Below are 14,090 nucleotides of genomic sequence, written 5' to 3'. Positions count from 1 at the left end.
CTTTACTTGCTTTACTTGCTTTACTTGCTTTACTTGCTTTTAAAAAGGTCCGCTGAAAGAGAGATTCTTAGAAGAAAACTTCTTTTCTTCTATCTATAGTATACCATCTTTTTGCTATTTTAACAATAAATTTTTAATATTTTAAATTTTCTAATTAATTCCAGTAAATGTGTACAATCCCACATTCTATATTTGATTTCTCATCTATTATAAATACTTTAGCTTCCACGTTTATGTTTTATTATATACTAAATAATTTTAAAAGACATTAAACAGGAAGTTGGAATTCGACATTCTTCGACAAGTGTGTTATTATAATGACCATCGTCTATTCCAATATAGAAAGGTGGTTACATGAAGAATAAAAAACTAATTTTTACTATTTGCTTAAGTATTATAGCAATACTATATTATCTTACTCTTAATATAGGTTTTGCTGCAGAATTACTAGCTTCACCATTAGAGATATTTTTCAACCAGGAGAATAACCAACCAGTGGAGACAGCCCTAGAGCTTGAAGATGAAAAAGTTGTGCAAACACCGGATAATACAGAAGAGACAGAAAAAGAAGGATGGAAAATAAAACTCCAGGAGAAACTAGTTTTCCAAAATACTACAACTATAGATACGGAAGGAAATCAAATGATAACCAACTATGACAGTATTTATGTCCTTGTTAATAAAAAACGTATGTTACCATCATATTACCAACCAAATGATCTAATCATCCCCAGCGTTCCTTTTCCTTTTGAGGAAGATCTCCCAAGAAAATATATGAGAAAAGAAGCAGCTAAAGCATTAGAGTCATTGTTTGAAGCAGCTACTGAAGATAATTATACTTTGTTTGCTACTTCAGGCTACCGTTCCTACGAAAGGCAAAAGTCTATTTTTCAACAAAGAGCTGCAGCACAAGGAGAGGACGTAGCTAATAGAACAAGTGCTCGACCTGGCCAAAGTGAACACCAAACAGGCTTAGCTATGGATGTGACCACTTATCAAGTTAATTATCGTTTGACTGCCAAATTTGGTGAAACTAAAGAAGGTATATGGTTGGCGGAATCCGCCCATAGATATGGCTTTATCATTCGATATCCTAAAGGTAAGGAACAGATTACAGGCTACAGCTATGAGCCTTGGCACTTACGATATGTAGGAGAGAAGCTGGCCACATATCTATATGAAAATCATTTAACCTTAGAAGAATATTTTATACAAGAGCATGATTATTAAAAGCATATTTGAGTTAATCCTAGATATACTTTTTCTTTGCACCTATAAACTACCTTTGCTTTTTTTACTGAATTCAGTGTATCCATCCCTTTATTAAAATTCCACAGAAAACAAAAAAGGAGCGAAAAAGTTTTCGCTCCTTTTAGTAATTACTATTTAAATTACATCATTGGCATGCCGCCGCCCATGCCGCCCATACCGCCGCCTGGCATTGCTGGCTCATCTTCTTTAATGTCTACTACTGCTGCTTCTGTTGTTAACATCATAGCTGAAATAGATGCAGCATTTTGTAGTGCAGATCTTGTTACCTTAGTAGGATCTACAATACCTGTTTCTATCATATTGACATATTTTTCATTTAAGGCGTCATATCCTACCCCTTTATCGGCATTCATTACCTTCTCTACGATAACCGAACCTTCAAGGCCTGCATTCTCAGCAATTTGTCTTACAGGCTCTTCTAATGCTCTTCTTATAATTTGGATACCTGTCTTCTCATCACCATCAACTGTATCTAATAAGGCTTCTACCGCAGATACAACATTGACTAACGCTGTGCCTCCACCGGATACAATGCCTTCTTCAACAGCTGCTCTGGTAGCATTTAAAGCATCTTCGATTCTAAGCTTTCTTTCCTTTAGCTCTGTTTCAGTAGCAGCTCCTACTTGGATCACAGCTACTCCGCCTGAAAGCTTTGCTAATCTTTCTTGAAGCTTTTCTTTATCAAACTCAGAGGTAGTCTCTTCGATTTGTACTTTTATTTGATGAATTCTATCCTTGATTGCTTGCTGATCTCCACTGCCTTCTACGATGGTTGTGTTTTCTTTGTCTACCTTCACAGTTCTAGCTGTTCCCAGCATGTCAAGAGTAACAGACTTCAACTCATAGCCTAGCTCCTCAGAAATCACTGTACCACCAGTTAGGATGGCGATATCTTCAAGCATAGCTTTTCTTCTATCTCCAAAGCCAGGAGCCTTAACAGCTACACACTCAAAAGTACCTCTTAATTTATTTACCACCAATGTAGCTAAGGCTTCGCCTTCAACATCTTCAGCAATAATTACTAGCTTCTTCCCTTGCTGTACAATTTGTTCTAGTACAGGTAATATTTCTTGAATGTTAGCAATCTTTTTGTCAGTGATTAAAACATAAGCATCATTGAAAACAGCTTCCATTTTTTCTGTATCAGTTACCATATATGGAGATAAATATCCTCTATCAAATTGCATACCTTCAACTACATCTAAAGTAGTTCCCATAGATTTGGACTCTTCTACAGTAATAACACCATCTTTACCTACTTTTTCCATAGCATCTGCGATCAATCTACCTATTTCTTCATCGCTGGCTGAGATGGCTCCAACTTGTGCAATAGCTTCCTTGCTTTCTACTGGTTTAGAAATAGTTTTAAGTTCTTCTACTGCTGCAACTACAGCCTTTTCAATACCTTTTTTAAGGATCATTGGATTAGCACCAGCAGCTACGTTTTTAATACCTTCTCTAATAATCGCTTGCGCCAATAAAGTAGCAGTGGTTGTTCCATCCCCAGCTACATCATTTGTCTTTGTTGCAACTTCTTTTACTAACTGAGCTCCCATATTTTCATAGGCATCTTCCAGTTCAATTTCTCTAGCAATAGTAACTCCATCATTTGTGATTAATGGGGAGCCAAACTTTTTATCTATAACAACATTTCTTCCTTTTGGTCCTAAGGTTACTTTAACAGTGTCAGCCAGCTTGTTTACACCTGTTTCTAACGCACGTCTAGCGCTTTCACTGAATTTAATTTCTTTTGCCATTTCAATACCCTCCTTGATTGATTTCTATATTTCATTTTCTCGGTTTCTTATGTATTTTCTTTTGTTTATTTCTTTATTCTACAACAGCTAAAATATCACTTTGTCTTAATATGGTGTATTCAACACCATCAAATTTTACTTCTGTGCCTGCGTATTTGGAAAAGATTACTTTATCTCCAACCTCGACTTCCATAGTAATCTCCTTACCTTCTACTACCCCGCCAGGACCTACTGCAACAACTTCCGCCATTTGAGGTTGTTCCTTTGCGCTGCCAGGTAAAACAATACCACTTTTTGTTGTGTCTTCAGCTTCTACCTTTTTAATAACAACTCTGTCACCTAATGGTTTAATGTTCATAATTTAACCTCCTTAATAAAACTATTTTATTTTTAAAAATTAATTGCCTAACTTTTTGTTAGCACTCACTATAAGAGAGTGCTAACTACATTTATAATATTATATAAAAGATTTTTGCCAGGCAAACCTGAATATTTACTATTATAACCAATTATTGCTTATTATTACAGAATATCTAATCATTTTAAGCTTTTTCATCCTTTTTCTTATTATTTTATAATATGATGGTTGGCAATCTATTATATTTAAGACAGAAAAAATCCAGCACCTATAACCTAGACAAAAGCTAGAGAAATATGCTGGATTGAAAATTAAAAAATATTATGTATGATTGCAGTAATGCTTATAAACACTGGCTGAAGTAGTTGATATAAAATAGGCAAAAATACTGCTGGCAGCATATTAGCTACCGGAATTCGTTTTATTTCCAGTATATTAAAGGATATTCCTACGATTAACAATCCACCGATGGCTGACATTTCCCTTATTACATCCTCCACTAGAAGATAACGAAGAGCTCCTGCTGTTATGGTGATGATTCCCTGATAAATAAAGACGGCTGCCGCCGAAAAAACAACACCAATTCCTAAGGTGGAGGCAAATATAATAGAAGAAATCCCATCCAAAAGAGACTTAGCATAAAGGGTTTGATGATTTCCCGTCAAGCCACTCTCCAAGGCTCCAACAATGGCCATGGCACCAATACAGTAGATAAGACTTGCAGTTACAAAGCCTTTGGCAACAGAGCCCTCTCCTTTACCGGTTTTCCCTTCAATCCATAGTCCAAGATTATCTAATCTATCTGAGATTCTAATCTTTTCTCCAATAATTCCCCCCAAAACAATACTGAATATTAACAGTAATATGTTTTCACTTTTAAAAGCTCCCATTAAACCTATAACCAAGACACTAAGACCTAAGCCTTGCATTACGGTTGATTTGTAATTGTCGGGTATGCCCTTTCTTAGCAGTAGTCCTAGCATTCCCCCTATAATAATAGCTAGTGCATTTACAATGGTCCCTAACATATTCTTTATTCCCCCGTATCTTTTCTATTTTTTCCCTATCCCTTGTTCCCTTGCATAATAAAATAAGTACTGCTGTGCATACCCCGCAAACCCGCCATATTTCTCCCATGCAAATTGCTGAATGACGGATGCTGGTGTTTCCTTATGAAAATAGAAATGCTCCATCACCCTTTTTACCCATACATCTACAGGAAATGCCTCCATTTTCCCCATAGAAAAAAACAAGATACATTGAGCTACCTTAGGCCCTACCCCTTGATACTCCATCAGTCTCCTTTGGCAGTTTTCTATATCCAGACTTTTTATAGTCTCCAATGCAGTTGGTGCTTTAGCAATGGCAGCAGCAGTACTCTTTATATAGGAGGCTCTATATCCCGTGCCACATGCTGCTATCTTTTCAACAGATAATGCTGCTAATACCTCTGGCTTTGGAAATCCAAACCTTTTTTTACCACAATACACACCCAGGTATTCTCCATATTCTTCAGATAGTTTCTCAATGGAAGCTTTGATCCTAGGTATATTATTATTAGAAGAAATAATAAAAGATATAAGGGTTTCCCATGGTTCCTGCTTTAATATTCGAATACCTTCTCCAAAGCTAACAGCGTTTTGCATAATTGGATCTTTTCTGCTTATTTTTTTCTTTATCTCATCATAATCCGTCTTTAAATCAAAGTAATCCATCCAAATATCAAGAAAATCTTCTTTATTGGTATTTTTAAAAATAATATTGCCATCTATTTTCCCGACATTTAATGCTTTATTCTGAACTATGCCAGTATAACTATCATCACTTTCTTTATACCATCGAAAGCACTGTCCACATTGAAAGATATGAGCCGGCTCAAAATCTTTCCCCTTCATTATAATAACCTCATTGTCTTTATACTGGATGTCTAGCTGCATATTTTTCTCCTTTATCATGAAGCCTCTCTATCTATAAATGTCTATATTTACACGTCAGTTATTGTCAAAGAAATCTTTACTTAAAGAATAGGGTGATATACATAATACAGCTGATAGACCAGCATTCCAGTAGTCACATCAACAAACACCATAGTTTCTTGCTGGTCCTGATTGATACGAAAGCTGTAGGTTAGCCTTGGCTGATAATGCGTATAAAAGGATCTTGTTATAGCTAGTCCATTATAATCCATCTCACCAAATTCTTCTTTGTATTCGGCCATTATATCTTCTTCTGTATATCCTATCCTCTGGTTTACCCCCATAGTATCAGTAAAGTCATTGGTGTATTTTATAACATTTCCTGTGGCAGAATTCACATTGACTATATAAGCATCACTAACCATCAACAGTTCTTCCTTTATAGGAGTAAATCTAAAAGAGTAAACCGGCTCACCGTTGTCTCTATTTTCCATGTAAAACATTTCTTCCTTTAACTGGCCCTGATAAAATCTTCCGACAAAATCTCTTGCAATTGTGATAGCCTGATTTTGAGATGTACTATTTCCATTATTACTCATTCTCTTTAATTCATAATTTCTAATCAAACCATCCATAGCATCTATCCAAACAGTATAGATTTCTTCATCTTCGTCATAGTAATTTAATTCGTAATAATGCACACCTTCCCGAATAATCACCTGGTCTTTTTCTTCTTTTAATATATAATCCTGTACATATGGGATTTTTCTCTCAGCATGGGCCACAGCTTCTGTATAGTCGATATACTCAGGATGTCTATTAGGCAGCTTGCTGTGCCTATACAATCTATTTATCTCTTCAAAATTATTTGCTATTTGAACCAATCCGCCATCACTAACAATTGGATCCTTTAATTCCAGCAATCTATTTTCTATATTATGGTACACCAATAACAGCCTTTTCATTTGATCATTAACTTTTTCCAGCATATCGATGTCATATTCTGTAAGCTGCTTATCATTCATTTTGTACTGATTTGCTAAGTGATGGGTTATCAGATTTCTTAGGGTTTCTACACTAGCTAGTCCCCTTTGCATTCGTTCATTTGGCGTCTTTTCCGATTGATTTAAATCTACCCAATGGTTGAAGGATAAAGTCAAATTACCAATAGCCCGCTCGAGATTTTGAAAAGAAGCTGAATCTCCTGTTTCTATCAAATCTTGAGTATACATAATACTTTGTCGTATATTTCTTTCAACATTAGATGCCACTATAGTATTTACTCTAATTATCTTTTCATTTATATTTGCTAAGCTTCTATAATAAAACACATTAGCTCCTACACTAATTATCAGCAGTCCAACTAGAATGGATTTTGAATATTTTTTCATGATACTAACTACCCCCTAGCTTGTATTCTCTTCATATATCATACCATAAAGTAGGAGAATTGAATAATAGAAAATTTAAAATACCTGCTGTTATTGTTTATAAAAAAGCAACAAGCCTTTTTTTGTAAAAAAGACTTGTCATAAATCAACGATATTTGTTACATATTTTTTATGGGTAGCTTATTGCATTTTTATACTAAATTTTGGTATATCTTCTAAAGCTAGAGATGCTTGAATTATTCCTTTTTTGTCTTTTCTGCCTACACCTGCAAATTTGTAATATTTGTCGTCAATAGAACGTTTTTGCATCTTTTGTATGACTTTCAATGATGGATTTTCTAATATTTTTCTAAACTCATAAGCTTGGTTATCTTTATCTTCTGGGAATCTAAAGCCCACAGTTTCATCATCAGTGGTGTATACAATAACGCCGTCATCATCAGTAATATATATATCACTAATCCCCACACCGGCAGCATATTCTTTTAACTTTTGGTTAGTTGTTCCGTTTATATTAATCTCTTTCGCCAACTCTTCACTAACCTTCAATAAACATTGTCCTAATATTTCGTCAAAGGTATCTGCAAATTTTTCCATATTCCCGCTAATTTTCACTAGATCTTCAGTGGAGTTTGTATTTTTTGTTAAGTATTCTTTTTGATGTTGTATCATTTCGTTGATTTCGTCAACAGTAGCCATTGTATCTTGAGAAAAAGCAGCAACCTCTTCAATGTTTTTTGCCATTTGTTCTGTAGCGTCCGCTCCTTGGCTTATGTTGTGACTTATGTTTTCAATTGCACCCAGCACCCCATTCATAGAATCCGTGATATTATTTAAGCCTTCCTTTGCTTCAATTGCAATTTTTTGTCCTCTCTTTCCTTCCTCCATGCTAGATTGAATAATACCAAAGGTGCTTTTCATTTGCCCTGTAATTCCCTGAATAACTTCAGTAATATCTCCTGACGCTCTGGCACTTTCATCTGCAAGCTTTCTGACCTCTTCTGCTACTACAGTAAAGCCTCTTCCAGATTCACCTGCTCTGGCAGCTTCTATGGCAGCATTTAAAGCCAATAAATTAATTTGCTCTGCAATATTACTAATCTTACCCGTCATTTCTCCGATTCGCATCATCATCTCATCCAGCTTTTTAAGCTCTTCTGCAGATCCTTCTAGCTTATAGCTTATTTTTTCTATCACACCAATGGCTTCTTCTATAGAAGAGGCGCTGCTTAGAACTGTTTCCTTGGCTAAAGCCGTATTCTCATCCGCCATTTTTCCTGTGCTGGCTACTTCTGCAATGCTGCTGGTCAGCTCCTGAGATATGGATGCTGCTTCTAATATCTCATTATTGACACGATGGTTGTCCTGGGTAAACCTTTCTATTTTATCAGCTAAAACATTTATTTTTGTCATAGAGGAGTTTGCATCTTTGTTAACCTCTGTTGTTAGAGTGGCAATAGATGTGGAGGATTTTAGCAGCTCATACATCCATTCCTTTAGCATTTTATTTAGATTGGAAAGGGATTTTGTTATTCTATTATTATCAGCCTCCCCTTCAAACAAAAAATTTCCTTTACTATACTCTTCTAGTGCCCTGTTAGCTTTTTCTAAGGTCCTTTTTCCTCTCAGTGCAATAATTATGTAACAGGCAATAAATCCCCCTGCAAAGAATATACTGTTTAACACTATGCTCATGAAATCATTCATTTTCATCATCCCCTTCGCATTTATTGGTTATACTTTTCTTTTTTTTAAAATACTCCCTCCCTTCTTAAAGCCTTTTCTTCCTCTGCAGTCAATTCTAATAGCGCCTTCAATATCTCTTCTGTGGTATGCTTTTTCATAATTTCTCTCACAATAGATCTCAGTTCTTCATAATTTTTACATCCCAAAGAGTTTGTTTAAATCTATCACCTTTTACTAAATTCTACATATTTATTATCTTGCAAAAATCATGCCATAAAATGTCGTTTCCAACAGCTAACACCAGCTCACTATTTAAAGTTTCAAATACTTTGAAGGGCACTATAGATGCATGACGATTTCCTACAGACTTTGAAATTTCAAACTTATTACATATCTAGTAATGATGTTTTCTAAAACTTGCTCCATAGTTTAATTCTCCTTAGCAGCGAGCAATTAAAGTAGATTGTATTTCTTCTCCAAATAAGTAGCACCCGATTTTTTATGTTTCTTTCTACTTCCCTCCTTTAAACTCATTTATGAATCGTTTAGATTCATTTTTGTATCAATATTAGTTTTGTAGTAATTCCATCTTGGCCCACTTTAAATCGCGTTTTTTGAACAGCCTCTTATCATACAGATTCACTTATGCATCAATCGTCTAACTTTTTTAAAAATTTTGTGTTTTCTTTATTGCAAATTCAGCCCTTGTTTTTTTCTTCTCTTTGGCATGAAAATTGCATCACTAGCATGTATGCTATTGTAATCCTAGTTCATCATAAGCAGGATCATATTTTTATAAAAAGGAGGCATACATTATGAGTACAGTTTCAACCTTAAGTGCTACAGAATATGTAGCAGAGCTTATCGAAAGAGCAAGAAAGGCCCAGGAAGTAATCGAAAACTATTCGCAGGAGGACACCGACAAGCTGGTAGCTGCTGTTGTATGGAACATTGTAAAGGATGGTCCCGCCCAAGAAATTTCTAAACTAGCAGTAGAAGAATCAGGAATGGGTAACTTCGAAGGAAAATACAATAAGCTTATGGCTAAAGCTAAAGGCGCAATCCGTGATATGCAAGGCAAAAAATCTGTGGGAGTTATTGAAATTGATGAAGAAAAACAAATTATGAAAATTGCAAAGCCTGTAGGCGTCATCGGTGCCCTTATTCCTTGTACTAATCCAGAAGCAACCCCCACCGTTAAGGTATCACATGCTTTGAAGGGAAGAAACGCCATCATCATGTCTCCTCATCCAAGAACTAAAAAAACCAATAGCTTTATCGCTGGTATCATGAGGGAGACCTTAAAAAAATATGGTGCTCCCGAGGATTTAGTAATTGCTATCGATGAGCCAACAATGGAAATCAGCAATGAGCTAATGAAGCAATGTGATTTGGTGCTAGCTACCGGAGGAGCAGGATTAGTAAAAGCTGCTAACTCATCAGGGACACCAGCCTATGGCGTTGGAGCGGGCAACGCAGTTGTTGTAGTTGATGAAACAGCTGATTTGAAAGATGCCGCCACCAAGATAAGAATGAGCAAAACTTTTGATTTTGCTACCAGTTGTTCAGCTGAAAATTCTTTAATTATTCAAGAAGGTGTATATGAAGGACTAATTGAAGCACTTAGAACTGAGGGTGGCTACCTGGTTAGTCCACAAGAAAAGAAAAAACTGCAGCATGCAGTGTGGGTTGATGGACATTTAAATCCACAAATCATTGCTCAATCAGCTCAAACTATTGCAGGCATAGCAGGCTTCGAAATTCCAGAAAATACAAAGTTCATTATGGTTGAAGAAAGTGGCATAGGAGAGGATTTTCCGTTTTCTGGTGAAAAACTATCCGTTGTGGTGTCTCTATACAAATACGATAACTTTTCAGATGCAGTTGCCAAAGTAAATGAAATCACCCGATATCAAGGTATGGGTCACTCCTGCGGTATCCATTCCTTCAATGAAGATCACATCATGGATTTAGCTTTAAATACAAAGGTAAGTAGAATGAACGTGCGTCAGGGTCAAGCCTTAGCCAATACAGGCAACTGGTTCAATGCCATGCCTTTTACCACTAGCCTCGGATGCGGCTCATGGGGAGGAAATATTGTATCAGAAAACATCACATGGAAGCATTTAATCAATACCACATGGGTTTCTAAACCTTTTGACCCAGTTGTCCCAACAGATGAAGAGTTGTTTGGCGATGTTATGAATGATTAGACCCATTATGCAGGCTAATAATTTCTTTATTGATCATCTAAATATAAGGAGGTTTTATTGTGGAGACAACAATCATTGATTATGGAACCAAAATTAAGAAGGATTCTTTAGCCTATAACCTTCACTCATGGAGTGCTCAAGGAGGATTGAATCCTAAAGTTATCACAAAGGCTGAAGGCATTTATTTTTGGGATGCCGATGGTAAGAAATATTTTGATATGTCCTCACAGCTTGTAAACATGAACATAGGCCATGGTCATAGAAAAGTAGTAGATGCTATTAAGGAGCAGGCAGAAAAAATGGCTTTTATGGGTCCCGCCTATGCCTTTGATGTAAAATCAGAAGCTGCTAGAAAAATTGTCGAAGTTGCTCCAGATAATATGGGGAAGGTTTTTTTCACAAATGCCGGGGCTGAAGCTAATGAAAATGCTATCAAAATCGCAAGAATGTTTACGGGGAAATATAAGATTTTCTCAAGATATCGCTCCTATCATGGGGCCAGCTACGGTGCCGCAAACCTTACAGGAGAAAAAAGAAGATTTCCTAGCGAGCCAGGAATTCCTGGTTTTGTAAAATTCTTTGATCCATATCTTTATAGAGCACCCATACCTTTTAAAGATGAAAAAGAAGCAACAAAATACTATATCACACAGTTGAGGGAGCAAATAATATTTGAGGGACCAGATAAAGTTGCCGCTATCTTTTTAGAAACTGTTACTGGAAGTAATGGTATCATTATTCCTCCAGAAGGCTACCTAAAGGGTATTAGGGACTTATGTGATGAGTTTAATATCGTTATGGTTTGTGATGAAGTTATGGCTGGTTGGGGCAGAACCGGAGAATGGTTTGCAGTCAATCATTGGGATGTAAACCCAGATCTCATTACCTTTGCTAAAGGGGCAACCTGTGGTTATATCCCTCTAGGTGGAGTTATCGTCAGCAGTAAAATAGCTGACTTCTTTGATGAAAATACTATGTGGTGTGGACTCACCTACAGTGGACACCCTATAGGCTGCGCAACTGCCGTCGCTACAATAGAGGTGTATAAAGAAGAAAAGCTTATGGAGAATTCCAAGAAAGTGGGGTCTGTACTAGGTAAAATCCTAGAGACTCTAAAAACAAAGCATAAATGTGTTGGAGATGTAAGATATATCGGTTTATTCTCCGGTATTGAATTAGTAAAGGATAAGACTACCAAGGAACCTCTTGTTCCTCATGGCAATGATCCAGAGAAAATCATGAAAAATATTTTAGGCATGTTATCCAGCGAAGGTTTTGCAACCTACAGCCATGATAACATACTTATCGTTGCTCCTCCTTTGACCATAACAGAAGATGAACTTAAAGAGGCCATGGAAATTATGGACAAAGTTTTAGATTATGTTGATAATATGATCAGTGTGTAATTTATTAAAATTTTCTGCAGATTGAATCATCCAATCTGCAGAAAAACCATTTGCGTATAGACTTTGATTCATATTTGAATCTAGTATTCCTTAGAACTAAGTTGTTTTTTCAACATTTAATTAATCAACATCCTGTCTCCTTCTTAGCATGATGCATTTATGTATCTTTTTAAAAATAAATCACAAATAAGCCTTTGTTGTTATTTAAAGTGTTTTCTGAATATTTTTAATATTTTGCCAAGATTACTGATACAGTTTTGCATCTTAAATCTATGCTGATTTTACAATAAACCCCTATAAGATGTAGCCTTTCCAACAAACCCACCTTTTCTATGGGCTTGGCACGAAAATTGCATGATATACCATAAAAACCTCTAATGTTCCTACTCTAATTTACACTACTATTTTTCTCCTTTATTTTTACATTTTTCCACGGGGAGGTGGATAAAAGCGATCATATCGATCAAAGTCTATGATGAATCTAGGTATCATAAATTTTTACTAAATAAAACGGAGGTGTATTTTTCATGGGTGGTAGCTTTAAAACGCAAAGAGAAGTAAATGGTCTTTTCGAATTAACCGACAGCGCCCGTAATAATCTTAAAAATAATGCTTATTATAATGATGACTTAGCCCCAACGAAACTAGATGAAAGAACATGGGGAACCTATCATATCGCAGCACTTTGGGTAGGAATGTCCGTCTGTATCCCTACTTATATGATGGCTTCTGGTCTAATGGCACAAGGACTTTCTTGGTGGCAGGCTATACTTAATATAGCTTTAGGTAACTTAATCGTTCTTATTCCAATGCAATTAAACTCTCATGCTGGTACAAAGTATGGTATTCCCTATCCAGTATTTGCTCGCCTATCCTTTGGTATTAAGGGAGCTCATATCGCTTCTATTGCTCGAGCTATCGTTGCTGCAGGTTGGTTTGGTATTCAAACCTGGATTGGTGGGGGTGCTATTAATGCTGCTCTATCTATCGTTAGCCCTGCCTGGGGTGCATGGTCCGCTGGTATTTGGGTATCCTTCTTTGCCTTCTGGGCATTAAATGTATGGATTGCTCACAAAGGTCCTGACGCTATTAAGTTTATGGAATCCTGGGGCGCTCCTATTTTAGGTGTTCTCTCTTTATCTCTTATGATTTGGGCAGTTACTGCTGTAACACAGATGGGTGGAAGTGTTGGTGATATTCTTAACTTGCCAGCTACCTATGCACCTGGAGGCTTCTGGAAAATATTCTTACCTGGTTTAACTGCAAACATAGCTTTTTGGGCTACTCTAGCTCTAAATATTCCTGACTTTAGCCGTTATGCTAAAACACAAAAGGATCAATTTATGGGCCAGTTATTAGGTCTACCTACTACAATGGCAGCATTTGCTTTTGTAGGTGTATTTGTTACTGGCGCTACCAGTATTGTTTATGGAGAATTTTTATGGGATCCCGTAGCAGTTGTTGCTAACATTGGAAGTCCTATTGCTGGTTTATTAGGTGCATTAGGTATTGCTGTAGCAACCTTAACAACCAATATCGCAGCCAATGTTGTTGCACCAGCCAATGGTATCTCTAACCTAAATCCTCAAAAGATTACCTATGGTATGGGAGCCATTATAACTGGAGTTTTCGGCGTAGTAATGATGCCTTGGAAACTTATGGAAACAGCTGGCGCCTATCTTTTTGATTGGCTGGGAACCTATGGCTTATTCTTAGGCCCCTTAGCAGGTATGTATGTTGCTGATTATTATATTTTCCGTAAAAAAACCCTCGACTTAGATGATCTTTTCAAAGGCGAAGAGAGTCGTTATTGGTACAAGAATGGTATTAATGACAAAGCTATATGGACTTGGGTTATTGCTGGTATTTTCCCTGTGCTTGGTAAGATGGTACCTGCTCTCAGCTTCTTCTCTGACAATGGATGGCTTATCGGCTTTGTTGTAGCTATGATTGTTTATCCAGTTCTTATGAAAAACGATACTTCTTCCCTTATAACTCCAGAAGAAGAAGAGGCAATGAATGAAAAAGTTACAGGATAATTATTTTATAAGGATTTAGTTAAAACTAAAAAGAGGTCGGATTTTGTGCCGG

The 14,090-nt window shown here is 36.5% G+C and carries 10 protein-coding genes; 4 read left to right on the top strand and 6 right to left on the bottom strand.

What is annotated here, in order from left to right; genetic code table 11:
• Positions 1 to 354 precede the first annotated feature (354 nt).
• On the top strand, positions 355 to 1,230 hold the full coding sequence (locus BMX10_RS03985) for a M15 family metallopeptidase (RefSeq protein WP_090439696.1): 876 nt from the start codon (positions 355 to 357) through the stop codon (positions 1,228 to 1,230).
• A gap of 161 nt (positions 1,231 to 1,391) precedes the next feature.
• On the opposite strand, the gene groL is transcribed toward BMX10_RS03985, so the two are convergent.
• The 6 genes from groL to BMX10_RS03955 all read right to left on the bottom strand — a co-directional run bounded on the left by groL (position 1,392) and on the right by BMX10_RS03955 (position 8,401).
• Positions 1,392 to 3,029 (bottom strand): chaperonin GroEL, encoded by a 1,638-nt coding sequence (gene groL / locus BMX10_RS03980; RefSeq protein ID WP_090439692.1) that lies wholly within the window; start codon positions 3,027 to 3,029, stop codon positions 1,392 to 1,394.
• Positions 3,030 to 3,102: 73 nt separating this feature from the next.
• Entirely contained in the window at positions 3,103 to 3,387 is a 285-nt protein-coding gene (groES, locus tag BMX10_RS03975) for a co-chaperone GroES (RefSeq protein ID WP_090439689.1), read from the bottom strand.
• A 311-nt stretch (positions 3,388 to 3,698) separates the two neighbouring features.
• Positions 3,699 to 4,415, bottom strand: coding sequence for a DUF554 domain-containing protein (locus BMX10_RS03970; RefSeq protein ID WP_090439686.1), 717 nt, complete (start codon positions 4,413 to 4,415; stop codon positions 3,699 to 3,701).
• A 24-nt stretch (positions 4,416 to 4,439) separates the two neighbouring features.
• Positions 4,440 to 5,342 carry a DNA-3-methyladenine glycosylase family protein gene (locus tag BMX10_RS03965; protein WP_244272630.1) on the bottom strand — a complete coding sequence of 301 codons (903 nt, stop codon included), beginning with the start codon at positions 5,340 to 5,342 and terminating at the stop codon, positions 4,440 to 4,442.
• A gap of 62 nt (positions 5,343 to 5,404) precedes the next feature.
• The gene (locus tag BMX10_RS03960) at positions 5,405 to 6,694 is read right to left on the bottom strand and encodes a YcdB/YcdC domain-containing protein (protein WP_090439680.1); all 1,290 of its coding nucleotides are present in this window, start codon (positions 6,692 to 6,694) and stop codon (positions 5,405 to 5,407) included.
• Positions 6,695 to 6,874: 180 nt separating this feature from the next.
• Positions 6,875 to 8,401: a methyl-accepting chemotaxis protein gene (locus tag BMX10_RS03955; protein ID WP_170834672.1), complete on the bottom strand. Its 1,527-nt coding sequence runs from the start codon at positions 8,399 to 8,401 to the stop codon at positions 6,875 to 6,877.
• 794 nt (positions 8,402 to 9,195) lie between these two features.
• On the opposite strand from BMX10_RS03955, the gene BMX10_RS03950 reads away from it, so the two are divergent.
• From BMX10_RS03950 to BMX10_RS03940, 3 genes are all read left to right on the top strand, one after another.
• Positions 9,196 to 10,593: an aldehyde dehydrogenase family protein gene (locus tag BMX10_RS03950; RefSeq protein ID WP_090439673.1), complete on the top strand. Its 1,398-nt coding sequence runs from the start codon at positions 9,196 to 9,198 to the stop codon at positions 10,591 to 10,593.
• A gap of 59 nt (positions 10,594 to 10,652) precedes the next feature.
• The gene (locus BMX10_RS03945; RefSeq protein WP_244272629.1) at positions 10,653 to 11,999 is read left to right on the top strand and encodes an aminotransferase class III-fold pyridoxal phosphate-dependent enzyme; all 1,347 of its coding nucleotides are present in this window, start codon (positions 10,653 to 10,655) and stop codon (positions 11,997 to 11,999) included.
• A 527-nt stretch (positions 12,000 to 12,526) separates the two neighbouring features.
• Positions 12,527 to 14,038, top strand: coding sequence for an NCS1 family nucleobase:cation symporter-1 (locus BMX10_RS03940; protein WP_090439668.1), 1,512 nt, complete (start codon positions 12,527 to 12,529; stop codon positions 14,036 to 14,038).
• Positions 14,039 to 14,090: the final 52 nt, after the last annotated feature.

The sequence above is a fragment of the Natronincola peptidivorans genome (assembly GCF_900111615.1).
Lineage (GTDB): Bacteria > Bacillota > Clostridia > Peptostreptococcales > Natronincolaceae > Natronincola_A > Natronincola_A peptidivorans.
The sequence above is the reverse complement of the archived record's forward strand: the minus strand, read 5'-3'. Positions and strand labels throughout refer to the sequence as shown.

What these genes read in the sequence shown, in the direction of transcription:
- BMX10_RS03985 (WP_090439696.1), top strand. Translation starts at nt 355, where the DNA reads ATGAAGAATAAAAAACTAATTTTTACTATTTGCTTAAGTATTATAGCA.
- groL (WP_090439692.1), bottom strand. Translation starts at nt 3,029, where the DNA reads ATGGCAAAAGAAATTAAATTCAGTGAAAGCGCTAGACGTGCGTTAGAA.
- groES (WP_090439689.1), bottom strand. Translation starts at nt 3,387, where the DNA reads ATGAACATTAAACCATTAGGTGACAGAGTTGTTATTAAAAAGGTAGAA.
- BMX10_RS03970 (WP_090439686.1), bottom strand. Translation starts at nt 4,415, where the DNA reads ATGTTAGGGACCATTGTAAATGCACTAGCTATTATTATAGGGGGAATG.
- BMX10_RS03965 (WP_244272630.1), bottom strand. Translation starts at nt 5,342, where the DNA reads ATGATAAAGGAGAAAAATATGCAGCTAGACATCCAGTATAAAGACAAT.
- BMX10_RS03960 (WP_090439680.1), bottom strand. Translation starts at nt 6,694, where the DNA reads ATGAAAAAATATTCAAAATCCATTCTAGTTGGACTGCTGATAATTAGT.
- BMX10_RS03955 (WP_170834672.1), bottom strand. Translation starts at nt 8,401, where the DNA reads ATGAATGATTTCATGAGCATAGTGTTAAACAGTATATTCTTTGCAGGG.
- BMX10_RS03950 (WP_090439673.1), top strand. Translation starts at nt 9,196, where the DNA reads ATGAGTACAGTTTCAACCTTAAGTGCTACAGAATATGTAGCAGAGCTT.
- BMX10_RS03940 (WP_090439668.1), top strand. Translation starts at nt 12,527, where the DNA reads ATGGGTGGTAGCTTTAAAACGCAAAGAGAAGTAAATGGTCTTTTCGAA.